This window comes from Thiorhodococcus minor (assembly GCF_010820565.1).
Classification (GTDB): domain Bacteria; phylum Pseudomonadota; class Gammaproteobacteria; order Chromatiales; family Chromatiaceae; genus Thiorhodococcus; species Thiorhodococcus minor.
In genome coordinates this window covers 137,854-160,947 of sequence record NZ_JAAIJQ010000001.1, presented here as the reverse complement: position 1 = coordinate 160,947, position 23,094 = coordinate 137,854, and the positions used below count along the sequence as shown (strand labels likewise).

At 63.9% G+C, this 23,094-nt stretch carries 25 protein-coding genes and 1 pseudogene; 11 read left to right on the top strand and 15 right to left on the bottom strand.

Annotated elements, in window-relative coordinates:
* Window positions 1–166: 166 nt before the first annotated feature.
* Window positions 167–412 carry a helix-turn-helix transcriptional regulator gene (locus G3446_RS00630; protein ID WP_164450451.1) on the bottom strand — a complete coding sequence of 82 codons (246 nt, stop codon included), beginning with the start codon at window positions 410–412 and terminating at the stop codon, window positions 167–169.
* Window positions 413–604: 192 nt separating this feature from the next.
* On the opposite strand from G3446_RS00630, the gene G3446_RS27880 reads away from it, so the two are divergent.
* Window positions 605–847, top strand: a complete 243-nt coding sequence (locus G3446_RS27880; RefSeq protein ID WP_245232219.1) for a hypothetical protein — start codon at window positions 605–607, stop codon at window positions 845–847.
* Window positions 848–861: 14 nt separating this feature from the next.
* Here the strand turns inward: G3446_RS27880 and G3446_RS27875 are convergent.
* Window positions 862–1,107: pseudogene (locus G3446_RS27875) on the bottom strand (JAB domain-containing protein); the annotation flags it as partial.
* On the bottom strand, window positions 1,083–1,310 hold the full coding sequence (locus G3446_RS27870; protein ID WP_164450343.1) for a hypothetical protein: 228 nt from the start codon (window positions 1,308–1,310) through the stop codon (window positions 1,083–1,085). The pseudogene G3446_RS27875 and the gene G3446_RS27870, both read right to left, overlap by 25 nt.
* Between G3446_RS27870 and G3446_RS27865 the strand changes: the two genes are divergently transcribed.
* The 5 genes from G3446_RS27865 to G3446_RS00595 all read left to right on the top strand — a co-directional run bounded on the left by G3446_RS27865 (window position 1,309) and on the right by G3446_RS00595 (window position 5,506).
* Window positions 1,309–1,692, top strand: a complete 384-nt coding sequence (locus tag G3446_RS27865) for a tyrosine-type recombinase/integrase (RefSeq protein ID WP_342449997.1) — start codon at window positions 1,309–1,311, stop codon at window positions 1,690–1,692. The two genes, G3446_RS27870 and G3446_RS27865, sit on opposite strands and share 2 nt — an antisense overlap.
* Before the next feature lie 269 nt (window positions 1,693–1,961).
* On the top strand, window positions 1,962–3,290 hold the full coding sequence (locus tag G3446_RS00610; RefSeq protein WP_164450449.1) for a tyrosine-type recombinase/integrase: 1,329 nt from the start codon (window positions 1,962–1,964) through the stop codon (window positions 3,288–3,290).
* Entirely contained in the window at window positions 3,287–4,267 is a 981-nt protein-coding gene (locus G3446_RS00605; RefSeq protein WP_164450448.1) for a DUF4351 domain-containing protein, read from the top strand. The genes G3446_RS00610 and G3446_RS00605 overlap by 4 nt, the downstream gene beginning before the upstream one ends.
* A gap of 31 nt (window positions 4,268–4,298) precedes the next feature.
* A complete protein-coding gene (locus tag G3446_RS00600; protein ID WP_164450447.1) occupies window positions 4,299–4,613 on the top strand; it encodes a hypothetical protein in 315 nt (104 codons plus the stop codon).
* Between the two features lie 104 nt (window positions 4,614–4,717).
* On the top strand, window positions 4,718–5,506 hold the full coding sequence (locus G3446_RS00595) for a metallophosphoesterase (RefSeq protein WP_164450446.1): 789 nt from the start codon (window positions 4,718–4,720) through the stop codon (window positions 5,504–5,506).
* 124 nt (window positions 5,507–5,630) lie between these two features.
* Here the strand turns inward: G3446_RS00595 and G3446_RS00590 are convergent, their stop codons facing one another.
* The 3 genes from G3446_RS00590 to G3446_RS00580 form a co-directional block, all read right to left on the bottom strand.
* Window positions 5,631–6,239 carry a hypothetical protein gene (locus tag G3446_RS00590; protein WP_164450445.1) on the bottom strand — a complete coding sequence of 203 codons (609 nt, stop codon included), beginning with the start codon at window positions 6,237–6,239 and terminating at the stop codon, window positions 5,631–5,633.
* A 107-nt stretch (window positions 6,240–6,346) separates the two neighbouring features.
* Entirely contained in the window at window positions 6,347–6,940 is a 594-nt protein-coding gene (locus G3446_RS00585) for a class I SAM-dependent methyltransferase (protein WP_164450444.1), read from the bottom strand.
* A gap of 7 nt (window positions 6,941–6,947) precedes the next feature.
* On the bottom strand, window positions 6,948–7,790 hold the full coding sequence (locus G3446_RS00580; RefSeq protein ID WP_164450443.1) for an SDR family oxidoreductase: 843 nt from the start codon (window positions 7,788–7,790) through the stop codon (window positions 6,948–6,950).
* A gap of 513 nt (window positions 7,791–8,303) precedes the next feature.
* Between G3446_RS00580 and istA the strand changes: the two genes are divergently transcribed.
* The 3 genes from istA (at window position 8,304) to G3446_RS00565 (ending at window position 11,246) form a co-directional block, all read left to right on the top strand.
* Window positions 8,304–9,797, top strand: a complete 1,494-nt coding sequence (gene istA / locus G3446_RS00575) for an IS21 family transposase (RefSeq protein ID WP_245232224.1) — start codon at window positions 8,304–8,306, stop codon at window positions 9,795–9,797.
* Window positions 9,798–9,962: 165 nt separating this feature from the next.
* Window positions 9,963–10,721, top strand: coding sequence for an IS21-like element helper ATPase IstB (gene istB / locus G3446_RS00570; RefSeq protein WP_164450442.1), 759 nt, complete (start codon window positions 9,963–9,965; stop codon window positions 10,719–10,721).
* Between the two features lie 117 nt (window positions 10,722–10,838).
* Window positions 10,839–11,246: a hypothetical protein gene (locus G3446_RS00565; RefSeq protein WP_164450441.1), complete on the top strand. Its 408-nt coding sequence runs from the start codon at window positions 10,839–10,841 to the stop codon at window positions 11,244–11,246.
* A 92-nt stretch (window positions 11,247–11,338) separates the two neighbouring features.
* Here G3446_RS00565 and G3446_RS00560 read toward each other — a convergent pair whose 3' ends face one another.
* Window positions 11,339–11,968, bottom strand: coding sequence for a hypothetical protein (locus tag G3446_RS00560; protein ID WP_164450440.1), 630 nt, complete (start codon window positions 11,966–11,968; stop codon window positions 11,339–11,341).
* A gap of 251 nt (window positions 11,969–12,219) precedes the next feature.
* Here G3446_RS00560 and G3446_RS00555 point away from each other — a divergent pair, with 251 nt between their 5' ends.
* Together G3446_RS00555 and G3446_RS00550 are read left to right on the top strand one after the other, a co-directional pair.
* Window positions 12,220–12,870, top strand: a complete 651-nt coding sequence (locus G3446_RS00555; protein ID WP_164450439.1) for a 3'-5' exonuclease — start codon at window positions 12,220–12,222, stop codon at window positions 12,868–12,870.
* 25 nt (window positions 12,871–12,895) lie between these two features.
* Complete coding sequence (locus G3446_RS00550; protein WP_164450438.1) at window positions 12,896–13,357, top strand: hypothetical protein; 462 nt, start codon at window positions 12,896–12,898, stop codon at window positions 13,355–13,357.
* Here the strand turns inward: G3446_RS00550 and G3446_RS00545 are convergent.
* From G3446_RS00545 to G3446_RS00510, 8 genes are all read right to left on the bottom strand, one after another.
* Window positions 13,348–13,713: a hypothetical protein gene (locus G3446_RS00545; protein ID WP_164450437.1), complete on the bottom strand. Its 366-nt coding sequence runs from the start codon at window positions 13,711–13,713 to the stop codon at window positions 13,348–13,350. The genes G3446_RS00550 and G3446_RS00545 overlap by 10 nt on opposite strands.
* Window positions 13,714–13,965: 252 nt before the next feature.
* Window positions 13,966–14,178, bottom strand: coding sequence for a hypothetical protein (locus tag G3446_RS00540; RefSeq protein ID WP_164450436.1), 213 nt, complete (start codon window positions 14,176–14,178; stop codon window positions 13,966–13,968).
* Between the two features lie 42 nt (window positions 14,179–14,220).
* Window positions 14,221–14,508 carry a hypothetical protein gene (locus G3446_RS00535; protein WP_164450435.1) on the bottom strand — a complete coding sequence of 96 codons (288 nt, stop codon included), beginning with the start codon at window positions 14,506–14,508 and terminating at the stop codon, window positions 14,221–14,223.
* A 109-nt stretch (window positions 14,509–14,617) separates the two neighbouring features.
* Entirely contained in the window at window positions 14,618–18,406 is a 3,789-nt protein-coding gene (locus G3446_RS00530) for a conjugal transfer protein TraG N-terminal domain-containing protein (protein WP_164450434.1), read from the bottom strand.
* A gap of 114 nt (window positions 18,407–18,520) precedes the next feature.
* Entirely contained in the window at window positions 18,521–19,969 is a 1,449-nt protein-coding gene (locus tag G3446_RS00525) for a conjugal transfer protein TraH (RefSeq protein ID WP_164450433.1), read from the bottom strand.
* 8 nt (window positions 19,970–19,977) lie between these two features.
* Window positions 19,978–21,000, bottom strand: coding sequence for a conjugal transfer protein TraF (locus G3446_RS00520; protein ID WP_164450432.1), 1,023 nt, complete (start codon window positions 20,998–21,000; stop codon window positions 19,978–19,980).
* A gap of 130 nt (window positions 21,001–21,130) precedes the next feature.
* Window positions 21,131–21,751, bottom strand: a complete 621-nt coding sequence (locus G3446_RS00515) for an STY4526/YPO1902 family pathogenicity island replication protein (RefSeq protein ID WP_164450431.1) — start codon at window positions 21,749–21,751, stop codon at window positions 21,131–21,133.
* Window positions 21,752–21,922: 171 nt separating this feature from the next.
* Complete coding sequence (locus G3446_RS00510) at window positions 21,923–22,618, bottom strand: AcaB family transcriptional regulator (protein WP_245232218.1); 696 nt, start codon at window positions 22,616–22,618, stop codon at window positions 21,923–21,925.
* Window positions 22,619–23,094 lie beyond the last annotated feature (476 nt).

Sequence of the window (23,094 nt, the reverse complement as noted above, 5' to 3'; positions counted from 1 at the left end):
TCTTCGGTGTTGAGACTGATAGCGTTGCAACGCTTCATCGGCATGCTCCTACAAGGTTCCTGTGAAGACGCATTATTGTAACATAATCATAGCTTTAGGCGCTAAGTCCATGGCATTGAATCCAGACCTCCACTCAACAAGACCACGGCCTTCTTCATGGGGGCCCTCAGCTGTCCTGAAACAAGTCACTCTGGAGCCGATCCGACGGCGCGATCGGCTCAATGCGGTCGGCGAACAGCTCGATCTGCTTCAGCTCGGCCGGGGTGAAGACGACGTGCCGGTTGCGGTACTTGTGGCCGAGTGGAATCTTGCCGTCCTGCCGCCAGCGCCAGAGCGTTTGGCGGCTCACCTCCACCCGTTCCGCTACGTCAGCGGCAGTGTAGTAGGTCAAGCCTTTGATTGTCAGAGGCATCTTGCGGCCTATGTTGCAGTGCGTCTTATAGCCTCACGGTACGTTCTCCAAGATAGCTAGAGATCAACGGATGTCAATGGCTGCCGTCGACCGCCCGCGACTTCGAGCTCGACCGGCCGGACGGGACAACCCACAATGTCATCGACCCAAGTTGGTACGACTCGAGCCCGCCGGGCGCAGAGACTCAATCGGATGACCGATCTGCACGTTTCGGCGATCGGCTGGGCGTCCCCTGGAGCTGTTCGCCTCAAGCCCACGACCTGCCGTTCAAACGAAAACGCCGACAAGCCCGAATGGGAGTTGTCGGCGCAGAACGGAGACGGCTTGGGCGGAAACACCCTCCTACGACAAGCGAGGATGCAGTCTCCGTTGATTCTCGGCCAGAGGATCCCCTCCTCAGCCAACGAGGTGCAGGTCTCCCCAACGATGATGTGATCGAGCACCCTGACTTCGACGAGACTCAGGGCGTCCTTCAGGCGCTGAGTGAGGAGCCGATCGCTCGGGCTGGGCTCGCTGATCCCACTGGGATGGTTGTGCCAAATGAGGCAGGCCCCGGCGTTGACCTTGAGGGCCCGCTTGACGACCTCGCGGGGATGGACCGCCGCCCCGTCGAGGGTGCCGCGGAACAGCTCCTCAATGGCGAGGACACGGTGTTTGTGATCAAGCCAGACTACCCCGAAAACCTCATGCTCCAGGGTACCCAGGCGCAGGATCGGAGATAGCGTTGCGCCAGGTCGGGCGAGCTGAGCGCTCGCGGGTCTTGGACGCGCCGCATTCGCCGCTCCAGGATGGCCATCGCCTGACGGATGAGCACGTCTTCATCCGCGCGGGCGCGGTCGATCGGGATGGTGCCTCGGGCGACGAGGTGCAGCGGGCGTGTCGTTGGTGCGGTAGCCATGGGCTTCTCCAGAAGGCTGGAGCGCGTGTTCGCGTATCCGCGCCGTGATGCGAACGGGGACCTCCTCTGGTCTCCCGTGAGCAAAGCGGGCGAACGGGCCTGGAGGAAGGCGCTCAAGCGCACCGGCATCGAGCAGTTCCGCTGGCACGACCTGCGCCATACCTGGGCCTCCTGGCACGTCCAGTCGGGAACACCGCTGCACGTGCTTCAGGAGCTTGGGGGATGGTCGGATTTCGCCATGGTTCGGAAATACGCCCATCTGGCACCGGAGCACCTGGCCGAGCATGCCGCGCGGATCGAATCCGGGATCCGAAGTGTTCCGCACAGTTTCCGGCACACCACTTCGGCGGACAAGAAAAAAGCGGCGACGCACGACGCGTAACCGCTTGTAATTTCTGACTTAAATTGGTCGGGGCGAGAGGATTCGAACCTCCGACCACCTGAACCCCATTCAGGTAAATAACGGTTTCTTTCCGTTTCCCTCTGTTCCTCATCTCTACGTAAATTTATAATTTCAATGTCTTTTCGTCAAACCGCCTGTGCATGTTGTTGCATCTAGCAGCACTGAATCGCAGGTTTTACGCGACTACAGACGCGACTACAGAAACCACCTGAATCAACCACCGCCGGCTCGGCAAGGATCCGATCACCATGCTCAGCGACCGCCAGATCAAGAACCTCACGGCCACTGGAAAACCTTATCGACTGCGTGAGAAATCGACCGACCAAAGCTTGCGTGGGTTTGGCGTGCAGGTGTCGGCAGCTGGCACCAAGACCTTCTATATGGAGTACAGCTTTGGCGGCCAACGGGGACACTTCTATCGTCTCGGGGCCTACCCCGGTCTGTCCCTGGCCCAGGCGCGTGAGCGCTGTCGGGAAGTCCGCAACCTCGTCGATCAGGGGATTGACCCGAAGGCTGAGCTCGAGCGCAGACGCACATCGGAAGTCGTGGAGCGCAAGGCGCAGGAGCAGCAGGCACTCGAGGCGCGGGCGACGGCGACCTACGAAGATCTGGTGCGCGTCTATCTGGAGTCACTCGACAACGCAACAACGCGCCAGGAGATCGATCGCCTGCTCCAGAAAGACGCCCGCCCGATCCTGAAAGGTAAGCGGGTAACCGAGATCGACCCCAGTGATATCCGCGCCGTGCTGGCCAAGGCCCGAAAACGGGGCGCGAAGCGCGTCGTCTTCATGCTGCACAGCTATCTGCATGCGGCCTTCGTCTACGCCATCGGAGAGCAAGAGATCGATGGTCTACTGTTCCCGTTGACCACGAATCCTGTCGCTGCGGTGAAGAAGCCGGACTCGGGCATGACGCCATGCAGTCGAGTGCTCTCCAAAGAGGAGATCGCGAGGGTTTGGCAAGCACTGGCCATGGATGCCGAGCGCATGAATCCAACGACCATTGGCGCCATCCGCCTGATGCTCCTCAGCGGGCAGCGACTCCAAGAGATCCTGCGCACACGTTGGGGCCAGCTCGATTTCGCCGATGCCACCTGGTCGTTCTCACGTGAGCAGACCAAGACGAAGCGGCCCCATCTGCTACCGATGACGGCCATGATCAAGGAGACCCTTAACGGCATCCCGCAAATTGGCGGTCTAGTGTTTCCGCATTCGCGACAAGACGCAGGGACTCCCGAGCGAGAGATGCCGTTCCGCAGCATTACGCAAGCCATCGAGCGCTTGTGCACCCGCCATGGTATCGAGCCCTTTACCCCCCGCGATTTGCGCCGGACCTGCACAACACATTGGGCACGCATCGGGATTCAGCCCAGCGTGCGCTTTCTGCTGCAGAATCGCGCCGTCAACGACATCGAAGACACACACTACAACATCTACGACGGCCTGCCAGAAAAGCGGCGGGCACTCGAGCAGTGGGAGCAGGAGATTCGCAGCCTAATGGACGCCGCCGCGGTGGTCCGCACCGATCAGCCGCCACAGGTAGCAGGACCGATTCGCCAAGCGTGTGCTCAGCCATGATCGAAGACACCGACCCGTCAGCGCCCACCGTCGACTACGACTCGCCCTGGAAAGAGGCCGTGGAGCACCACTTTCAGGATTTCCTCGCCTTTTATTTCCCTGAGGCTCATACGGGCGTCGATTGGACACGCGGTCATCGCTTCCTCGATCAGGAATTGGCCCAGGCGGTCCAGGACGCGGCTCTTGGCCGGCGATACGTCGACAAGCTGGCGGCCGTTCATCGTCATCAGGGTATCAAAGACTGGGTCTACATCCACATCGAGATTCAGGGTGGCCATGACAACACCTTTGCCAAGCGGATGTTCACGTACAACGATCGCCTGTTCGACCGCTATGATCGGCCGATTGGAAGCCTGGCAGTCCTGGCCGACGACAGCCGAACCTGGCGACCGGATAGTTACAGCTATGAGGTGTTCGGCTGTCGGCATGGCTTCGCGTATCCCTTGGTCAAGCTCGTCGATTACGCCCCGCGTCTCGAGGCGCTGTTGGAGGATCACAACCCCTTTGCCCTCGTCACCGCCGCACACCTGCTGACGCGTCAGACCCGTGGCGACGTCACGCAGCGCTATGCGGCAAAATGGCGTCTGGCGCGGCTGCTCTATGAGCGTGACTGGGATCGTCAACGCATCATCGACCTCTTTGCGGTCATCGACTGGATGATGCGTCTCCCCGCCGAGTTGGAGGCCCAACTCTGGCAAGCACTGACCACCCTGGAGAGGAACAAGCACATGCGTTACGTCACCTCGGTCGAACGGATTGGCTACGCGCGCGGTCACCAGGAAGGACTCGCGGAAGGCCGGCGTGTGGAAGCCATCGCACTGGTGCGCAAACAGCTTGCGCGGCGCCTTGGCGAGCTCCCGCCCGTGCTCGATCGGCGACTCGAGGATCTCAGCGTGGACGAGGTCGAAGCGCTGAGCGAGGCTTTGCTCGATTTCAGCGCAATCGGCGATCTCGAGCAGTGGCTCGCGCAGCCGTGACCGACCACGCTCAGCGACGGAGCCCCGCGCGATGAGCTTTGCAACCGAGCCCACCGCCTACCACAAGACTGTCCTGTCGGATCTCCAGGGCGCCTGGTCGAATCTTCGCGATGCCGTTGTGCAGTCAGCGGGCTTCCCCGACTGGGAGCTGGCCGTGTTTCACATCGACGAGGCAATGAGCTGGGAGTCGGTGCGGAATCTCGCCGTCATGCGGCAGCGGCTCATCCTGGTTCGTAACCGGCTCCGGCATGATGGCATTCCAGAGGACATCATCACCTGCCTGGAAGACGTGAATGCCCTGATGGACGAGACGCTCGAGGCCCTGCGAAACGGCGAGATCGACTGACCCTATGGTGTCAACGATCGGATGCATGGCATAACCCAAGTCGAGAGCGACGCGGCTCACTGCCGCGGCCAAGAGCCCTGCTCCAGGGCACGGATGAGGCTCACATGAAGATCCAGATTCTCTCCGATCTCCATCGCGAATTTGACCGAACGGCCCGCCGAGGACCGGCTCTCCGGCTCGACGCCATTCCGGACAGCGATGCCGATGTCATTGTGCTCGCCGGCGATGTCGACACGGGCCTGACCGGCCTACACTGGGCGATCGCTGAGGCGGCACGACTCGCGCGCCCGATGCTCTACGTCTTCGGCAACCACGAATACTATGGCCAGTCCATACCGCGGCTGCTCGAGAAGGGGCGCGCGCTGGTCGCCGGAACCGGGGTGCATCTGCTGGAAAAGGACGCCGTGGTGATCGAGGGGGTGCGCTTCCTGGGCTGTACGCTCTGGACGGACTTTGCGCTGCAGGGAGACTCGCCGCAGGCCGTCGCCGAGGCGGCTCAGCAGATGAGCGACTTCCGCCGCATCCGCGTCTCACCGCATTATCGCCGGCTCAAGCCATTGGACCTGATGGCCATCCACCGTGACGCGGTTGCCTGGCTGCGTGAGCGCCTGGCTGAGTCGCCCGCACCGCCGACGGTCGTCGTCACGCATCATGCCCCCAGTCCTCGTTCACTTGTGCCGGGATTCGCTGAGGATCCACTCTCTCCGGCCTATGCGAGCGACCTGGAGGCACTCATGGGTCCCAACCTCGCGCTCTGGATCCATGGTCATCTCCATCGCCGGGCGGATTATCGCGTGAAGGACACGCGGATCCTCTGCAATGCGCGAGGCTATTACCCCAGTGACCTGGTCCCTGAATTCGATGCGGCCTGGACGGTCACGCTGCCCGCTTGACCGGCATCGCCGAGCCAACGCGCAATGACGTGGATGGGCCGTTGCGGGACTCAAGTGCCGATTCAGGCGACGGTGATCCTGGGCGCGGCCACGCCCGCGACAGGGCCAAGCGGCTCGCCGTCGATCACATCCTCGCCTTGGAGAGAAACCGGATCGCCCATTGACCGCGCTTCTGCGCGAAGGCGATCGGCACGCGCTCCCCGCCCGGCTGTTGGCGCAAGGCCGTGGCTTTCTTGCCCTCCACCCGCACGTCGCTCAGATGCTCACCGACGAAGAGTGCGCGACTGACCGAGCCTCCACCGAGCGTCGCCCGCTTGAGCCGTTCGACCTGGGCCGTGAACGCCGCCAAGTCCTCGATGGATCGCAGGCAGGCGTCGATGGCATGATCCAAGGCCCGGACCAGATCGCGGTGCCGGAGCGATTGCTGCAACGACGCATCCTGGCTGGCCTCCTTCGAGACTTCGCCAGTAGGCGCAGACCACATCTGGCGGGCAGACGCCTGAATCGCGTCCAGGAGGGTCTTGACCTCCTCCAGTTGTTCCAGGGGAACACCATGCTCGATGCACAACCTCGCGTAGGCCCCCTGCGGACCCTCACCCACCGGGCTGATACCGAGTCTGGCCAGCGTCTTCAGATCCGTCCGATCCAGACAGCCAAAGAAGCCCTCCCAATCACCGCGCTCCATGGCGGACTGGGCCAGCGCGAAGACGGACTCTGGACTGGCGCGTGACATGCGCGTCTCCTCTTCACCCCGCGTCGATCCGCGGTGTTTCGATCAAGAGGCCCCGGCTCGCTCGATCATGGGTCTGGCTGTCGATTCTCCGGGCTCGGTGATGGAGCCTACCGGGATGCCTGAGCGATGAGGAAGGCGATGTCTCGGGTGCCTCGGCAGGTATCACCCGTGCAGCCCTCGTCTCGATAGGCGCGCACGATCAGCCCAGGGAACAGTCGAAGCAGCTCGTTCGGAACGAGCCGAAACTCAGGATTCGATGGACCGCGATCCGTGACCGCCTCACGGCTGAAGGTCTGATAGAGCAGCAGACCATCCGGACGCAAGGCGGCCGCCAAGGCCGCCGCCAGAGTGCGGTCCAAAAAATACGCGACACAAACCACGTCGAACGATCGGGGCGACGGCGGATCGGCGACGATGTCGCGGACGCGGGCATCGACGCCGAGGCCGCGCCACTTGGCCTCTGTTCTGACGCGCTCGATGGCTACTGGAGACAGGTCCCAGGCGCTGGTCCGCAGCCCAATCTCGGCGAGCTTGAGCGCGTTACCGCCAACACCGCAGGCGGCATCCAAGGCATCGCCCGCGCGCGGCAGCAAGTGTAGCGCTTCGGTCAAGACCAGCGCAGGCTCAGCCGGATGGACGCGAGCGGCATAACGATGGTCCCAAATCTCGCGCCGCGTTTCGGTTCGATTGTCGGACGTCATACTGGCCTCATTCTCTGGGCTTGAGCCGGCGCGCGTTGGCGAGCCCCCTGGCGCCGCGCAGCGACAGTCTGAAGAGCATGCGTGCGATCATTACAGGCAGGGATCGATGCCGAATGCTCGAGCCACGGCCGCGCACGTGGCGGATCTTCGGCACCAAGCTCTGGGCCACCGCCTCGGGGCGCTCGGCCGCGATCTCGACGAAGCCGGCGGCGTCTGGCGTAGTGACCCGTCGCAGGAGATCCGTCTTGACGAGCCCGGGACTCAGCGCATGCACGCCGATGCTGCTCATGCCATGTGCGGCCAATTCCGCCCGCAGGGAACGGGTCACGACGGCGACGCCGATTTTGGAGGCCTTATGCGGAATGGGCGAGCGCGACAGGAGCGCCCCAAGATCGGAAAACCCCATGTTGAAAATGTGGTAGACGGGCGTCTTGCTGGGTGGCTGCTCGCGCATGATCTGAACCGCTAGACTGGACATCGTCAGGGCGCCAAAGAGGTTGGTGGTCGTGGTCTCCAGCATGTCGACCCCATCGAGCGCCCAGAGTGGAGCCTGTCGCTCGCCGGCGGTTCCAGCGTTGTTGATCCAGCGGTCGACTCGGCCTAGTCGGCCGAGCACGAAGGCCTTGAATCGGGCGCTGTCTCCACGATCACGCACGTCGAAACCAATGCCGTGGATGTCCGCTGACCCGATATCCTGTCTCAGCTGCCTGACGGCGTCCTGGACACGCGCGCCATCCCTTGCGCAAATGACGACGCGGTCTCCGTGCGCGAGAAACCCCTTCGCGAGCGCGAAGCCCAGTCCTCGACTCCCTCCGGTGATGACGATGCCAAGACGGTGTCCGCTGGGCATGGTGATGGATGACCTCGATGGTTGCCGCACACCCTCCGCCGCGGGCATTGACGTGAGCACAGGCATGGAGTGTAAGACATGACCGATCCGCGTTCCGATGCAGCACGGCCGATCGCCTCACGCCAATCCCTGGAAAGGCATCGAAGCCAAACAGGGCTGACGAGTCAGTCCATGCAATGCCCGCTCGCACCAGGCTTCATCGCGATACTCTCGACCTTGGGATGGACCTGGTCAGCGGCCGTCAACGCCGGAGTTCCAGGGTGCTTGGTTCGATGTCTGGATGCGTATTCCACGCCCATCCGGCCACCGATTCCACAGGCATTCGGCCACTGATTCCACGCTGATTCGACCACCCATTCCACGGCGATCCGGCCACTGATTCCACGGCCATTCGGCCACCCTTCCGGCAGGAAGCGACGCAGGACCACGATCCACTAGTATCGGCCCCTTTTTCGAAGCGAGGAGGTCGAGATGGAGCGTTTGTCCATGCGCAAGATTCGAGAGTATTGACGCCTGCGGTTCGAGGCGGGGCTGTCCAGGCGCCAGATTGCCGCCAGCCTGCAGGTGGCCCGTAGCAGCGTCGGCGAGTACGAGCGGCGCTTCGCCGCGACGGGGCTGACCTGGCCGTTGCCGGCGTCGTTGAGTGACGCGGAGCTGGAGCGGCGGTTGTTCCCACCGCCCCCAGCGATCCCGATAGAGGCGCGGGTGGTGCCGGACTGGTCGACGGTCCACCAGGAATTGCGCCGCCCCGGCGTGACCCTGATGCTGTTGTGGGAAGAGTACCGCGCCACTCACCTCCAAGGTTTCGGCTACAGCTGGTTCTGCAAGTCCTACGAGGCCTGGAGCGGCAAGCTCGACGTGGTGATGCGTCAGACCCACCGCGCGGGCGAGAAGCTGTTCGTCGATTATGCCGGGCAGACCGTCGAGGTGATTGACCGCAGTAGCGGTGAGGTGTGCACCGCGCAGATCTTCGTCGCGGTCCTCGGGGCCTCCAACGACACCTACGCCGAGGCGACCTGGTCGCAAAATCTGGCGGACTGGATCGGTGCGCATGTGCGCGCGTTCGCGTTTCTCGACGGCGTGCCCGAACTCCTGGTGCCCGACAATCTGGCCAGTGGTGTGAGCAAGGCCCATCGCTATGAGCCCGATCTCAATCCCACCTACGCTGAATTGGCGGCGCATTATGCCGTGGCGATCATCCCGGCACGGGTGCGCCGTCCGCGTGATAAAGCCAAGGTCGAAGCAGGTGTGCAGGTGGTCGAGCGCCTCATCCTCGCGGCGCTGCGTCATCGCACCTTCTTCTCCCTGCACGAGCTCAATGGTGCGATCGCCGAACGGCTGGGGCGGCTCAATCGCCGCCCCTTCAAGAAGCTTCCGGGCTCGCGTCTTGAGGCGTTCGAGACCATCGACCGCCCGGCGCTGCGCGCCTTGCCGGCCACGCCCTATGTCTATGCGACCTGGAAACGGGTGCGGGTGAACATCGACTATCACGTCGAGGTCGACGGGCACTACTACTCCGCCCCCTATGCTCTGGTGAAGCAGGCGCTGGAGGTGCGTGTCACCGACCACACCGTCGAGTGCTTCCATCAACGCCAGCGCGTCGCCAGCCATGTGCGCTCCGCGCTCAAGGGTCGCCACACCACCGTGGCCGAGCACATGCCCAAGGCCCATCGAGAGTCTGCCGAATGGACACCGGAGCGGCTGGTGCGCTGGGCCGAGAAGACCGGGCCGGCGACCGCCGGGGTGGTCGCTCACATCCTCGCCAACCGTCCGCATCCCCAGCAAGGTTTCCGCTCCTGTCTGGGCATCCTGCGTTTGGGCGAGCGCTTCGGCAACGACCGCTTGGAGGCGGCCTGCGCTCGCGCCCTGCGCCTCAACGCCTGTCGCTACAAAAGCATCGAATCGATCTTGCAGCGCGGCCTCGACCGCCAGGCATTGCCCGAGCAACAGACCCTCGACCTGCCATCCGCGCACGATCACCTGCGCGGTCCAGGCTATTTCCACTAACCACTAACCACTAACCACTAACCACTAACCACGATAGCCATCGGACGTGATGCTCGTACTGCCCCCCCTTGATTTGAGCCTTGTCTTTCCGTGGCGCAACCGAAAGGGCCTGTATGGAAATCACCCCGGATGGCTATCACCACTCACCATTGGAGCCAGAGACCCATGCTACATCATCCCACCCTGGATAAACTCCAACAGTTGCGACTCAACGGCATGCTCGCGGCCCTGCGCGAGCAGCGCGATCTCCCCGAGATCGCCACCCTCGGCTTCGAGGAACGCCTCGGGCTGCTGGTCGATCGCGAGCTCACCGCGCGCGAAGAACGCCGCCTGCAAAGCCGCCTACGTCAGGCCAAGCTCAAGCACAGCGCCTGCCTTGAAGACCTCGACCGTCACACCCCACGCGGACTCGATCAGGCGCTGATCACCCAGTTGGCCACCGGGGAGTGGATCCGCGAAGGGCTCAATTGCCTGATCCTTGGCCCCACCGGGGTCGGGAAAACCTGGATTGCGTGCGCGCTCGCCCAGCAAGCCTGCCGCCAAGGCTTCACCACCCGCTATCTGCGCGTCCCGCGCCTCTTCGAGGAACTGCGCCTTGCCCATGCCGACGGTGGCTTCCCCAAGTTGATGCGCGACTTCGCCAAGACCGATCTGCTGCTGCTCGATGATTGGGGACTGATGGGACTCGATGCCGAAGCGCGACGCGATCTCTTGGAACTCGTCGATGACCGCCACGGCCAGCGCGCTACCCTCATCACCAGCCAGTTGCCTGTCGAGCATTGGCATGACTTGATCGGCGATCCCACCCTGGCCGACGCCATCCTCGATCGCCTGGTGCACAACGCCTATCGGATCACCCTCAAGGGGGAGTCGATGCGCAAGCGTCGGGCTCGGCCATTGACCGCCACCACCGTCACCGAGTAACAATGCCACACCTGCGTCGCTTCGCTCCGACTGCCCCGGCCGAATCGACGTGGAACCGGTGGCCGGATGCTCATGGAATCACCGGCCGGATGCCGGTGGAATGGGTGGCCGAATGGCGTGGAATGCGCAGTCTGGATTCCCGACGACTTCCAGGCCGTCCCCTCCCTGCGATCCGCAACCGATCGGGATGGGGTCGAAAGTGCGTTCTTCCGATCTGCCGATCATCAGGTCGAATTCTATGTCTTTTCCCCGCAATGGGACGGCGAGCCCACCGATATCGTCCTCGATCCAGCGCGCGAGCGCCTCAGCGCTTCGGAGACGAAGGCCCTCGCTGACACGACAGTGACTTGGTACACCATCGACGCCCTCGATGGCTCCTACAGCCGCTCCTACCAAGACAGACGGTCCGCGCTCGCGCGCACACGGACAGTCTTGGGTGTGAAGTACATGAGCAAGGCCGCTTATGCGCGGTACAAAGACGCTTATCTGCGGTTCAAGAGATCGCTACGGCAGTTCACCGACTAAACTCACCCACCGGCTCGTCGGAGAGGCTGTCTGCCCCCTCTGACGACTGGCAAGCACGAACGAAGGCCTTGAGCGAGCGACCTGGCTCCAAATTAGAGAGCGCCGACGACCATGGGTACGCTGAGCGAGTACGTCACAGACGCCATTTGGATTCTCGAATATCCGGTGCGGTACGGGGGAATGGATCTCTTCGGTCGCATGACCTCATCCGACTCGGGACCTCCGAGCTGATCGTTCACGATCCCTGCAGGATCGACGCGACGACGAAGCGGGAGATCGATCAGATCGGCGAGGTGAAGTACATCATTGCACCTGGGGCCTATCACCACCTCTTCGTCTCGGAGTTTCAGTCTGACTACCCGTGCGCAGAAACCTTTCTGTGCCCCGGTCTGGAGCGCAAGCGCCCGGACATCCGTTTCGACTGGATCCTGGGGAATCGCCCGGACCCGCGCTGGGGCGGTGTCCGGGAGCAGGTCGTCATCCAGGGGCCACGACTCATCGGGGAGGTTCCCTTCTTCCACACACCGTCGAAGACTCTGATCCTGGTCGATCTGCTCGAGAACATCGGCGATGACTACAGCCACACCGCCAGCCTGCAGTTGAAGCTTTGGTGGAAGCTGGTGTTCCGGAGATGGCCGCTTCCGCTCGATCACCCCAACGCTCTGGCCATTCGACGCCTCCACGGAGACGAAGTACATGCCGGACATGCTGTACGCCATCATCGAGCCTGCATCCTAGCGGCGATTGGATGGGCGTCGAATGGTCTCTCCGAGGATCCTGGGTGCGCAGAGGTTATTGGACGGCTTGGCGCTCGAGCGGGCGTTATCCGTCGTCCGTCGGCGCGTGGCCTGCAGATCGCCCCGCGCGGACCATCGACGCCCTGATGATACACAGAGGAATCATCCGCTCGCGGAATCTTTCTGGCCGTATGATGTACGGATCGCACCCTCAAGACGCCGGACCGATTGCGCTTATGGAAACCATCGCCGTCATCGATTTCGAGACCACCGGGCTGGTGCCCGCGCAGGGAGATCGCGCGACCGAGATCGGCGTTGTCCTCGTCCGTGACGGGCAGATCGTCGACCGCTACCAGAGCCTGATGAATGCGGGACGACACATCCCGGCGTTCATCGAGCACCTCACCGGCATCACGAACGCCATGCTACGCGCGGCCCCACCCGCCGCGCAGGTGATGGCCGAGGTCGCGGACTTCGTCAGTGCCCTGCCCCTGGTCGCCCACAATGCGAGCTTCGACCGCAAGTTCTGGGACGCCGAGCTCGCGCGCATCGGACACGAGCGCACCCAAGACTTCGTCTGCACCCTCCTGGTGGCCAAGCGGGTCTTGCCCGAGGCGCCGAGCTACAAGCTCGGGTCCCTGATCGCCTTCGCCGGCCTGCCGGCCGCGGCCCGCGCACACCGCGCGCTCGCCGACGCCGAGATGGCCGCCCATCTGACCGTGCATCTGCAGCGCACGCTGATGGAGCGATTCGAGCTCGCGGGCGTTCCCCACACGCTGCTTGGCCGGATTCAGAAGACGCCCAAGAGCCAGCTGGAGCCTTGCCTGAGGCGCACGATCGCATCGCCCGGCCGTGCTCCGTCATCCTTGATCACAGCCGATGCCTGAGCGACCGGCATCCTGGAGCGCACGCATGCTCGTACGATCCATTCTGCGACTGACCCTGCTGGCGAGTGCCCTCCTCCTGCTCAGCCCGGCGCTAAGCCTGGCGGATCCCCTCGCCGATGTCGCGACCCTGCTTCGGGAGATTCGTCAGGATCAGCCCGTGCCGGCGCGGCCGTACCTTCACCGGACGGCGCCCCTCAATCCCGACAGCGAGTCCTTCAAAGGCCGCTACGGCACGATCGACATCAGCGTCGAGACCCACCCAGACAGCGACCGTGTCGCCGCGCTCCTGCTCGAGATTCCTGGACCCGACCGAACACGCCAGCTCCTGCCCGTTGTCGCGGAGACGCTCGGCCCACCGCGCTCCAGCGACATGGCGCACGGGATCTATGGCTGGGAGTGGCCAGGATTCCGCGCGGCCTCGCTGCATTATGCGGCGGGCCATGGAGCCACGCCGGGACTCACAGTCGTCTCGCTCTTTTACCGCTGACCGGCGGTGCCGATCTGGGAGCGGGCACCACGACTCGATGCCGGCGTGCGCCGACCGCGATGCCAGGCGAGGACGAGCCAGGTGATCAGGCCCAGCAGCCCCGCCAGCAGGCATCCCACCATCAGCGCCTCCCCGGACACCACGCCCAGCCAGCTATTGCCATCGGACCACGGGGCCAACGGCGTCAGGTCGGCATGCATCAGGCTGTCCAGCCAGACATGCGAGACGGTGCCCAAAATGGCACCCGTGAGCACCGACACACGCGTGAAGTCCTCCGAAACGGCCAGCCAGGACAGGCGCGCCCACGCCACCTCGCGATTCCAGCGCCGCAGGATGGGGCGCCCGAGTGAGGGCATGATGAGGGCCACCACCAGGACGATGCCGGCTCTTTGGGATCTCAGTAGGTCGACGTAGTTATAAATTACATCATGTTACGACTGACAGAAGGGCGTTATAGCGTCGCATACCAAGCCACATTAGCAGGCTCTGGAGCGATTCCTTGCTCTGCCGAAACTTCAAATCAATGACTTACGCTACTTTCAAGCGCTGTTATAGAGCCGTTTTCTTTTTTCCAGAACGCTCTATCATGCTGTTTTTAAAGAAATACGCTACCTACTGAATTCCCAGAGAGCCACGATGCCCAGTGCAGCCAGATAGGTATGGCTCGGACCATGCAGCCGCGCGGCGCCGGTCATCAAGCCCGCCAGCGGCTCGATGTCCATGGCGACCTGGGCGAGGCCGAAGGCCAAGAAACTGAAATGGCGACCACCCAGGGCCTTGAGTGCAAAGCCGGGTCCCAAATGCAGTGGGGTGAAGGGCATTTGCTCAGACTTGGATCACGCATGCGGCGACTGAAACCTAACCTACAGGTGATCAATGAAATTAGCGCCGACCGAGCCACGCATCCGCTTCGAGGCGATCCAGTACCATTCGTGCCATTCGTAATCATCTGGGTCATTGCCAGACAGCGAGATCAGCGGCGCATCGAGTTCCGGGTCCCACGGCGGTGCCGGACCAAAAAGCACCCGTGCAATGAGTGCGATCACGGCCAGCCCAACGAAGATCGTCAGCCCAAGGCCACCGAGCAGCAGCGGCATCAGAATGCCCGCCAGCAGCCAATTCCACCACCTCCAATGCCGAATCGAGAACATCGCTTTCTCTCCCAGACAGGCCTCTGATTCCACGCCTGAAGGCAGTCTAGTCCACAACGCGCATGGCCGGTCAAGACATCACAGAGACCAGGCGAGCACGCATCGCAACTCAAGGCGCACGCGTCGTTGCCGAGGCAAGCGTCATCGCTGAATCCCCTCCCCGAATCGCCGTCAAACGCTCGAGGGCGGTCGTGTAATCGATCCGCGCGGCATTGTCACCGACACCTTGGTGATAGCTCTGATTCGAGGCGTCCTTCGGCAGCCCTGCCCACGTCTTCGACAGATTGTAGGCAAAAGCGTCGCTCGGCAGCGCGCCGTCCATCCAATCGTTGACGCCGGCATCCCGGGCCAGCACCAACGCCAGGCGGTCCTGGAGGGCCGGCGTGAACGGCTCGGAACCCGAGAGCCCAAGCCGATCGGTCAGATCCTCAAGGGTCGAGGGGACGAACTGATAGCGCCCGATCGCCGAGCCGCCGTTCCCAGCATCGAGCAACTGCTGCTGGAGCGTGCGGACCTCGCCCAGGGTCAGGGTCGACAGATCGACGTCATTTTGATCGGCATTGTCGTACCAGGCGTTGTAGTTGCCGTGCGACTCCGGGACGGCGATCAGATCGAGCACGTGCCCTAGACGCCCCTCGGTGACGCTCGCGTGCATCAATGGACCCGGCACAGTCGGCGGACCAAGCGTCCCGATGGCAGGAGGCTCAAGCACCGGGCCGGTCGGCACGCTCTGATTGTACTGACCGATGAGGCGCAGATCCGTGTCATCGCGCCCCACAACGGCGCGCTCGATCAAGGTCGCGACCGCCTCGCCCGAGGCGCCAGATTCCTCGATCACGGCTTGACGGGCGGCGGCCTGGTCGGCGCTCGGCGCGAAGGCAAAAAGGGTCGATTCGGACGCTTCGCGATAGAGCGCGACCTGAGCCGAGGTGAGACCATAGCCCTCGATCTGCGCCAGGCGCATATCGATCATCGCCGCCCGCGCGGCACTCCAACCAGCCACGCTACCCGCGGCGGCCCGACCCGCGTCCATCGCCTCCGCGAGGCTTCCTCCGCTCGACAGGGTCTGGCCGAAGGCGTCGACCGCTCCGGCGACCTGGTTGCGCATTCCCTCGGCACCCGCCACCGCCAGGGCGCCGGTCTCGGCCGCCCGAATCCACATCCCGCCCATCTCGCGTTGAACGAGCTCGGCGGCGGGACGTGGCAGGGACGCCCGATCGGCAATCTCCTCACCGAGTCGCTGATGCGTATCCGCGCGAATGGTGTTCGTATTGGCCCGGTGCTGCTGAGCCACAGCCGCCGCACCACCGCTGGAAAACTGCTCAACAGCCGCCGGCGCCTGCCCGAGCGTCTCGATCGTTCCATCCGCCGCGACCCGCTGTTCCATGAGCCCAGCCGCCACCGCTGGCCCGGGATCCTGCACGCCTGCCGCGACGACGCGGCCGCGAGTCCCACCGAAGGCGGGCACGTGCATCTCAAATCCATCGGATTGCTCTGGCGCGATCACCCCGGGCCGGCGCACACCCACCAGTTCCGCATAGAGTCCCTGAGCCGCCGCTTCGGCCTGCCGCTTCTCGTCTGTGCTCATCGCATCCGCGCGTGCCCCGCCATAGAAGCCGAGCAGAAGGCCCATGCCTGCGATCGCACGGGCCTGCTGGTGGTCACCGACCACGCCACTCGCCATGAGGGCGTCCACCTGGTGCGCGGTATCGCCCGCCAGCCCGAAGCGATCGAGGGTGTGTTCGAAGCGTTCATAGAGCGACGGATTCGCGAGAAGCAGGCCCGAGGTCTCCACCGCCCCGAAGCTTCCGCTGGTCCCATACTGCTGCGCGAACTGAGAGGCCCGCTCGACAGAACGGGAGGTCGTGAGCACATCCTGAGCCTGGTGCGCGAGCTGCGCCGACTCGGTGCGGTTCAGCCCTTCGGTGTAGCTGTCTGACTGCCCCCGCTGGATGTCGTAGGCGAGCCCCTCGGCGAAGCGCGCCTGGAGCTGTTGATCCGTTGACGCTTTTTGCAGGGCCGCCTGGGCAATTTCGTGGGCCATGCCGCTGTCTACACCGTACTGAGTCGATAGCTCCCCTGCGAAGCGGTCGATTCCCTTGGCCGTCTTTGGTGCCGCCATTGCGGCACGAAGCACCGTACCCATCTGATTGTGCGATAGCTGTGAATCTCTAAACCGCTCCGTCAGATCCTCACTCGCCGCCAGCACCGCCGCATCCGCCCGGCTGTAAGAGGCATCCAGCCGCTGCCCCAGCGCATACTGCAAACTGGTCTGGTGATTGGCCGCTGCCGAACTCGCCAGGGACTGGCTGACCGATGTGCTGAAGCTCTCCTGCGCCTGCTGCGCACTCTGCTCGGCCGAGCGCAGGGTCGCCTGGGCCGAGTGCCCAAGGTTGAACGACCACAGCAGTCCCGCCGCTCCGGGGGCCACGGTACCACCGAGGGCGGTGCGCTGGAGCAATGGACCGACCGTCCCGGCCGCCTGGGGCTGGAGGACATCGGGCGAGGTCAGCTTTTCGTTGACGTGATCCCCGCTCTGCAACCGACCGGCCAAGTGCGTGGCGGTGATGGCGCTGCCGTAGATCAGCATCAGACTGATCGCCGGGGTCGAGGCGACCAGCATGCCGCCGGTGGCCAGATAGTCCTGCAGCAGCAGATCGCTCTCGTAGAGCGCGCGGAAGGACGGCAGGGTCACCCCGGCCTGGTCCGACAGGGCCTCGAAGGCCCGCTGTGCGGCGAGGATCAGATAGAGATTGGTGATGGCCAGGATCGGCAGCCACAGTTGGATCCAGAGCCCGAAAATCAGATAGCGCCCGACCATGGCGATGCCGATGGGTCCCAGCGCCACGGCGAAGGCCATGAAGGGGCCGATGGCAAAGATGAAGCCCTCGAAGAAGGTCATCATGGGGCGCATGATGCGCACGAACAGCGATGGCTCGGTCGCCCACTGGCTGTTGCGCTGCTGGATCGCCTGGCTGGTCTGCAAGGCGGCATTCCATTGGCCGATGTCGTTGTAGTGCTGGATCACCCCACGCTCGAGCATCGGCAGGATCGCGGTCATCACCATGTACTGCTGGGCATCGACCGTGTCCTGGGCCAGCGTCGTCAGCGCCGCGCGCACCCGGCTGTCGACCGCGCCGCTGTCAACGCCGAGCTTGGCAGCCACCGCCTGCTTGAACTTAGGCAGAAAGGACGCCGTGGTGTAGGCCGAGAGGCGCCCGTAGGCATCGACACAGGTCAACTCCTCGGGTGTCTCGCCGAGGATCAGCTTGGTGGTGCCGGTGACGATCGGTGTCTGGACGGCCGCGTCCAGCGTGGTCGCCTGGAGCACGGTATCCATGGTCGTGCCATTGATGCGCCGGTCGACCGCATAGAGCACGCAGTCGGCCACGTAGTTGAGCCAGGACTGCTCGACGTCCGCCCCGGTGGTCGGGCTATTCGCTTCACCCGTCGTCAGCCGCGAGAGCGCCGTCTTGCGCACGGTGGCCATCACCTGCAGGGCATCGGCGAAGCCATGCTCGGTCATACTCGGCGTCGCGAACGCCTGCTCGAACAGCCGGGTGAGCCCGTAGCCTAGGTTGGACACCGCCGAGCCCACCACCGCCGGTCCCAGCGGCACGTTGTCGACCACCCGCGCCGAGCCCGAATAGGCCCCCTCGATGGTCACCGACACCTTGGGCACGAACAGCAGCGAATAGAGCACGAAGGACACCAGCAGGCCCTGGAAGCGGATGCTCTGCGCGCCCTGCAGCAGTCCCTGGAAGGCGATGATCAGGGTCCCGAGCAGAAAACCGATGCCGACGAAGCGCACGAAGCTGTCGGCGCCGAAGAGCATGGCCACCGCATTGAGCACCTGCTCCAGGAACGCCGGGTCGCCGATGGAATAGATGGTCCACATGCAGCAGCGCCTCCAGAGGGTTGAGGTGGACAGGGATGAGAGGACGCGCCGATGGGCAGGACGCGAGAGAGAGGGAGATCGGAAGCGTGCTCGATACGCGGAGGTCGCGCGGGATCAGGGCGAGCCGTCGGCTTCCGCCGAGGTCTCACCCGGCGCCGCCTGCATCAGCTCCAGATAGCTCGGCGCCTTGTACTGGGCGAGCAGGTTCCGGTAGGTCTCCAGCAGTTCGTTGGGATTGCCGTAGCGCTGTGTCAGCGTGCTGGACTCGGTCCAGACGTCCTCCCGGACCGCATCCAGATGCTGGAGCAGCTGAGTCGTGTGGGTATGCTGCAGGCTCCCGGTCGCCAGCCGCACGCTCCCCAGCAGGTCGCGCACCAGGGTCTGGAGCATCTCGACCGCAAGCATGGGTGCTGCTCGGTCGGCGAAACCCTGGGCCATGCCGGGCTCCAGACGCGCCAGGGTGCGAATGCCGCCGCCCAGTCCGAGCGGGGCATGCTCCATGAAGCCCTTCTCTTCCGCGCTCAGCTCCTCGACACCGAGGCGGAACTTGTCGATCAGGCCGACCCGCGAGACATCCCCAACCAAAAGGGCACGCACGTGGGGGACCAGCCCTTCCAGCGTGATCTCGGCCTTGCTCGGGTCCCGGCATTCGGAGAGCGAGGCGCAGCGCCAGACCACGACCCGCTGGGTGTCTCCTTCTCCGCTGCCATAGAGCAGATCGCTCACCGTCAGGGTCGGCGGCAGGAAGGTGGTCGGCAGGTTCACACCACCACCGGGCGCATCCTTCAGCCCACCCTCGGCCGAGCCGACGATGAGACTTCCAGTAAGACTCATGAGCGCTTCGAGCAGCGCCTGGTCACCGTGGCTGTACCAGCCTTGAACCTCAGCGTCGGTGAGCGCCTTCCACACCAGATTCCCCTCGAACTGCTCGGCGGCCGCCGCCGGGACCTGCTCGTAGACGGTCTCCAGCGGCCCCTTGCCGGTGACGGTCGAGCGGTTCTCGAAGACATCGCCCAGCTCATAGAGATCCGCCATCAGACTCGCCTCCCCCACCCGCTTGCCGGTCAGCGCCGAGGCGGTATCGTTGACGATGCCTTGGGCGAGCTGACAGGAGCTGCCGAAGAGCTGGTTCATCTGCTGCACCTTCTTCTGCAACTGCTCGATGATCTCGGCGGCGGAAGGGGCCATGGTGGTCAAGGCAAGCTGGAAGGCATAGCCCGCTGCATTCGAGGCAATCGCGCGCAGCAGGTTGGTGAACTGCTCGACATTGATGAAGGAGAAAGAGCCGCCGAACAGATCGATGCCCCCGCAGCCGGCCTCGAACGACGGCGGGACGAAGGACACCAGATTCGTATCGACGATGCGGTTGCGTGTGACCACCGAGCCGGCCGAGAACACACCTCGGCGCTGCCCCATGTGCGCCGTGGGCTCCGTGACATTGACCAGGGTGCCGAACATCGCCTCCATCTCGGCGTCGAGGTCGGCGTGGACAGGCGTGCTGGCGACCACACAACAGCTCACAACCAGAAGCCAGCGACGGGAGCGGATCGATTGGGAAGGCATGGCGAACCTCAGTCGGTCGGGGGCAATTCGGGAGCGGCGATCAGCCCGTCGCCCGCCACGCGGGAGCGCAGCAGTTCCAGAAAGGCATCCGGATCCTCGGGAATGCTGAGCGGCTCCTCCAGCCCCCAGTCCAGACTCAAGTCAGCGACCAGGGGTTTGGTGCGCGCATAGGCGGCCTCATCGATCCAACCCGCCTCGCGCGCGGCGAGCAGCAGACGCTGTTCGAGGTCGCTCAGAGACAGCAGCCCCTGGGCGATGGGCACGATGCCCGCTGGCGGACGGACCAGCAACAGGGCCGGTGTGGAGATGACGCCAAGTCGGGCGGCCTGTCCCGTATCGCGGCCAAACTGGGGAAAACTCCCGTTCGGAAGCGCTCGACCGTCGAGGGCGATCGCCTGCACCCGAAAACCGGTCTGCTCGCTGAGAAGGTGCAGCACCGGTGCCTGAGCCGCGCAGTACGGACAGTCGGAGCGGTAGAAGAACCAAATTCCCGTCTGGCGGGCGAGGTCCTTCAGCACGGCCGTGCGCTGCTGACCCGAAATGCGGTTCAGAAGATTGGCGTAGTTGCCCACCGGCCGGCGCGTGGTCTCGTCGAGATAGGGATCGCTCTGCACCACCCGCTGATAAGCGTCGGTGAAGCGGGCGGCCTTGTCGAGGACGATGCGCTGCAGATAGAGATAGAGCGCCACCTTGGTCGGCGTCGGGTCGTCGATGGCCTGCCGCTGATAGTGCTCCAGATTGGCGCGCAGCCAGGCGGCGGAGAGTGGCGCGGGCTCGGTTGGCGCTGTTTCCGAAGCGGAGTCCTTCTCCGCCGGCTCAGGAGTATTGGTCACCACCGGCGGAGACGTCGGCGGCTCTGACTCAGATTGCGTCTCGGGTTCCGGCATCACAGACGGCTCCGGGGCATACCAGAACCAGCCCTCGGCGCCCCGGTCGTAGAAGCGTGGCACCTCGGCCGCTATCGTCAGTCCTGCACAGCTGACGATGAGCAAGACCACGACGGCGTCGATGGCGCGCTCACTTCGACACATGGTCGCCCCACCCCATGCGAGAAGCCTTCACCACCACCCACCCCTGACCATGGTCGAGAACCGATCCCCCAAGCAGGAGATTCGCCAGAGGCAACCAACGACCGGTCGCGACATTGGAGGGCACGCCCGACTACCGCGCCGCACGCGCCTGCGGCCGAGACACCAGAACCGTCTCCTGTTTCGGTAGGTGATGCAACGCGGCCCCATCCGACTGACGCTCGCGCTGCTCGACCGTCCTGCGGATCTGTCGCACGCTCACCCGCACCGCCTGCGCGGTTTCCAGATAACGCTCCCCCAAGGGCCGATCGGCGTACTGATCCCAGCAGAGCAGGATCTGATCCTCTTCCTCCGGGGTTGGCGTTCGCGGACGTCCACCCTTCGGCAGATCGTCCTCCAGGCCCAGGAATTTGCGCTGCTCACAGTAGTAGGTCGCGGTCCAACCATAGATCTCGATCATCAGCTGACGCGGTGCGCCGGCCCGCAGCAGCGCCTGTTGGGTCTGGCGGAGCCGCCGCTGCTCGCTCACGCGCCGGATCGCGATCTGCGACTGCGCCTGATCGAAGTCGATGCGCAGCGCGATGAAATGCTCCGCGACGTTGAAGAGGTCGTGCAAATCCCGTCCGGAGAGCGATTCGAGGAAGCGAATCAGCTCCCAGCTGAACCCCAGCGCGAGCACGCGCTCGAAATGCCCTTCGTGGATCTGTTCGATGGCGAACTGCAGAATCACATCTGCGGGACACGGCTTGTTCATATGCACCTGAACTCCATTCGTTCCATGACGTCGTCACGGCCAACGCCGTAACAGACTGCAATCGCCCCCAACCAACCGAGTGCGCTCCTCCGGCGATTCGCAGAAGCGCGGTGAGCGACGCGCACGTGCTGGGGACCTTTCACGCGTGTGCCGGATGGGACATCCCATCTCTCAATCATGTGCATCGCGGGAGGTTGGCTCCCCCTCGGACGACGCCTCCTCGGGGACCGACACCACCTCGCGCTCGGCCTCATCGACCGCCGCCCGCTGCCCCCGCCGCTCGGCGGCGGCATAGGCACGCCGATGCAGCCCGATAAATTCCTGCCCCGCCCCGCCAATGCGGTTGCGCCAGCGGATGGCCACGGCTAGGCGCTCCTTACTCGCAAGCAGACCGGACAGCCACAGGGTGTCGAGGCCCATCAAGAGGCGATCGAGTTCCTGGATGAGATTGGCGTAGAGGGCAATCGCCGGTGAGGCGACATGGACAGTCACGGTGATCGGGTGGGTATAGCGCGGGCGGGTCTTGTCCAGACCCCGGTCGGCGAGCAACACCTGCATGCGAGCAATCTCGCGCTGCAGTTCGTCGGCCAAGCCTTCGAGACGCTCGCGGATCAGCGTCTCGACCTGCTCGGCATCGTCATCGTCGCCAACCAAGTGCAGGATGACTTCGATACCGTAGAGGGCATGCATCGCCGGGCGAAACTCCCGGTCGCGCAGCAGCCGGCGGGCGTACTCGCTCTGCACTTGCAGGGTCAGATCAAAGACCGGACGGCTGTGGCGATAGGGCTGGCGCGGCCGTGACGGAAGCTTCTTCGCAGCTGGCTCCGTCGGCTTGGGATCGGTCGGGGCTGTCAACGCCTCTGTCATGGATTCAATCCCCATGCTGCGCGCTCGAATGGAGCGATCGTCGTTTCATTCGTTCAAAATGTCGCGATCGGCCAAGTCAGGCCAATCAAGTGCAGCGTGACTCACTGCAGTCACAGCACCTGTGCATCTTTAGCAAGCGTCTGAATTGAGAGCCATCGCATGCGTTGATTCGCATGGTGCAGCTCGAACGCATTGCGGCTCAAGTCAATACGGTTAATCCGTTCGGTACCGTTTTTTTCATAAAACGGTTATTCGTGAAAAGACCGTTTCCTTCCTACGAAAGACCGAACCTTGATGCGTCAATACCAATGAATACAAACGCCTGGCACTCCTTTCGTACGGTAAAGACCGACTGACTGCTCGGCCAGGCGCGATAGCGGATTTAGAATGCGTTCCTTCATCGCCTTGGCCAGCGTGTCGCGATGCTCGCCACTGTCATGGCCAACAGTCACGCGAAACAGCAGGAGAACCCTTAG

Excerpts from the sequence above, each read along its gene's own strand:
- G3446_RS00525 (WP_164450433.1), bottom strand. The coding sequence starts at position 19,969 with ATGCCTTCCCAATCGATCCGCTCCCGTCGCTGGCTTCTGGTTGTGAGC.
- G3446_RS00630 (WP_164450451.1), bottom strand. The coding sequence starts at position 412 with ATGCCTCTGACAATCAAAGGCTTGACCTACTACACTGCCGCTGACGTA.
- G3446_RS27870 (WP_164450343.1), bottom strand. The coding sequence starts at position 1,310 with ATGGCTACCGCACCAACGACACGCCCGCTGCACCTCGTCGCCCGAGGC.
- G3446_RS00520 (WP_164450432.1), bottom strand. The coding sequence starts at position 21,000 with ATGTGTCGAAGTGAGCGCGCCATCGACGCCGTCGTGGTCTTGCTCATC.
- G3446_RS00595 (WP_164450446.1), top strand. The coding sequence starts at position 4,718 with ATGAAGATCCAGATTCTCTCCGATCTCCATCGCGAATTTGACCGAACG.
- G3446_RS00530 (WP_164450434.1), bottom strand. The coding sequence starts at position 18,406 with ATGTGGACCATCTATTCCATCGGCGACCCGGCGTTCCTGGAGCAGGTG.
- G3446_RS00550 (WP_164450438.1), top strand. The coding sequence starts at position 12,896 with ATGCTCGTACGATCCATTCTGCGACTGACCCTGCTGGCGAGTGCCCTC.
- G3446_RS00585 (WP_164450444.1), bottom strand. The coding sequence starts at position 6,940 with ATGACGTCCGACAATCGAACCGAAACGCGGCGCGAGATTTGGGACCAT.
- G3446_RS00605 (WP_164450448.1), top strand. The coding sequence starts at position 3,287 with ATGATCGAAGACACCGACCCGTCAGCGCCCACCGTCGACTACGACTCG.
- G3446_RS27865 (WP_342449997.1), top strand. The coding sequence starts at position 1,309 with ATGGGCTTCTCCAGAAGGCTGGAGCGCGTGTTCGCGTATCCGCGCCGT.
- G3446_RS00545 (WP_164450437.1), bottom strand. The coding sequence starts at position 13,713 with ATGCCCTCACTCGGGCGCCCCATCCTGCGGCGCTGGAATCGCGAGGTG.
- G3446_RS00600 (WP_164450447.1), top strand. The coding sequence starts at position 4,299 with ATGAGCTTTGCAACCGAGCCCACCGCCTACCACAAGACTGTCCTGTCG.
- istB (WP_164450442.1), top strand. The coding sequence starts at position 9,963 with ATGCTACATCATCCCACCCTGGATAAACTCCAACAGTTGCGACTCAAC.
- G3446_RS00610 (WP_164450449.1), top strand. The coding sequence starts at position 1,962 with ATGCTCAGCGACCGCCAGATCAAGAACCTCACGGCCACTGGAAAACCT.
- G3446_RS00540 (WP_164450436.1), bottom strand. The coding sequence starts at position 14,178 with ATGCCCTTCACCCCACTGCATTTGGGACCCGGCTTTGCACTCAAGGCC.
- G3446_RS27880 (WP_245232219.1), top strand. The coding sequence starts at position 605 with ATGACCGATCTGCACGTTTCGGCGATCGGCTGGGCGTCCCCTGGAGCT.
- G3446_RS00580 (WP_164450443.1), bottom strand. The coding sequence starts at position 7,790 with ATGCCCAGCGGACACCGTCTTGGCATCGTCATCACCGGAGGGAGTCGA.
- G3446_RS00510 (WP_245232218.1), bottom strand. The coding sequence starts at position 22,618 with ATGACAGAGGCGTTGACAGCCCCGACCGATCCCAAGCCGACGGAGCCA.
- G3446_RS00515 (WP_164450431.1), bottom strand. The coding sequence starts at position 21,751 with ATGAACAAGCCGTGTCCCGCAGATGTGATTCTGCAGTTCGCCATCGAA.
- G3446_RS00535 (WP_164450435.1), bottom strand. The coding sequence starts at position 14,508 with ATGTTCTCGATTCGGCATTGGAGGTGGTGGAATTGGCTGCTGGCGGGC.
- G3446_RS00560 (WP_164450440.1), bottom strand. The coding sequence starts at position 11,968 with ATGATGGCGTACAGCATGTCCGGCATGTACTTCGTCTCCGTGGAGGCG.
- G3446_RS00555 (WP_164450439.1), top strand. The coding sequence starts at position 12,220 with ATGGAAACCATCGCCGTCATCGATTTCGAGACCACCGGGCTGGTGCCC.
- G3446_RS00590 (WP_164450445.1), bottom strand. The coding sequence starts at position 6,239 with ATGTCACGCGCCAGTCCAGAGTCCGTCTTCGCGCTGGCCCAGTCCGCC.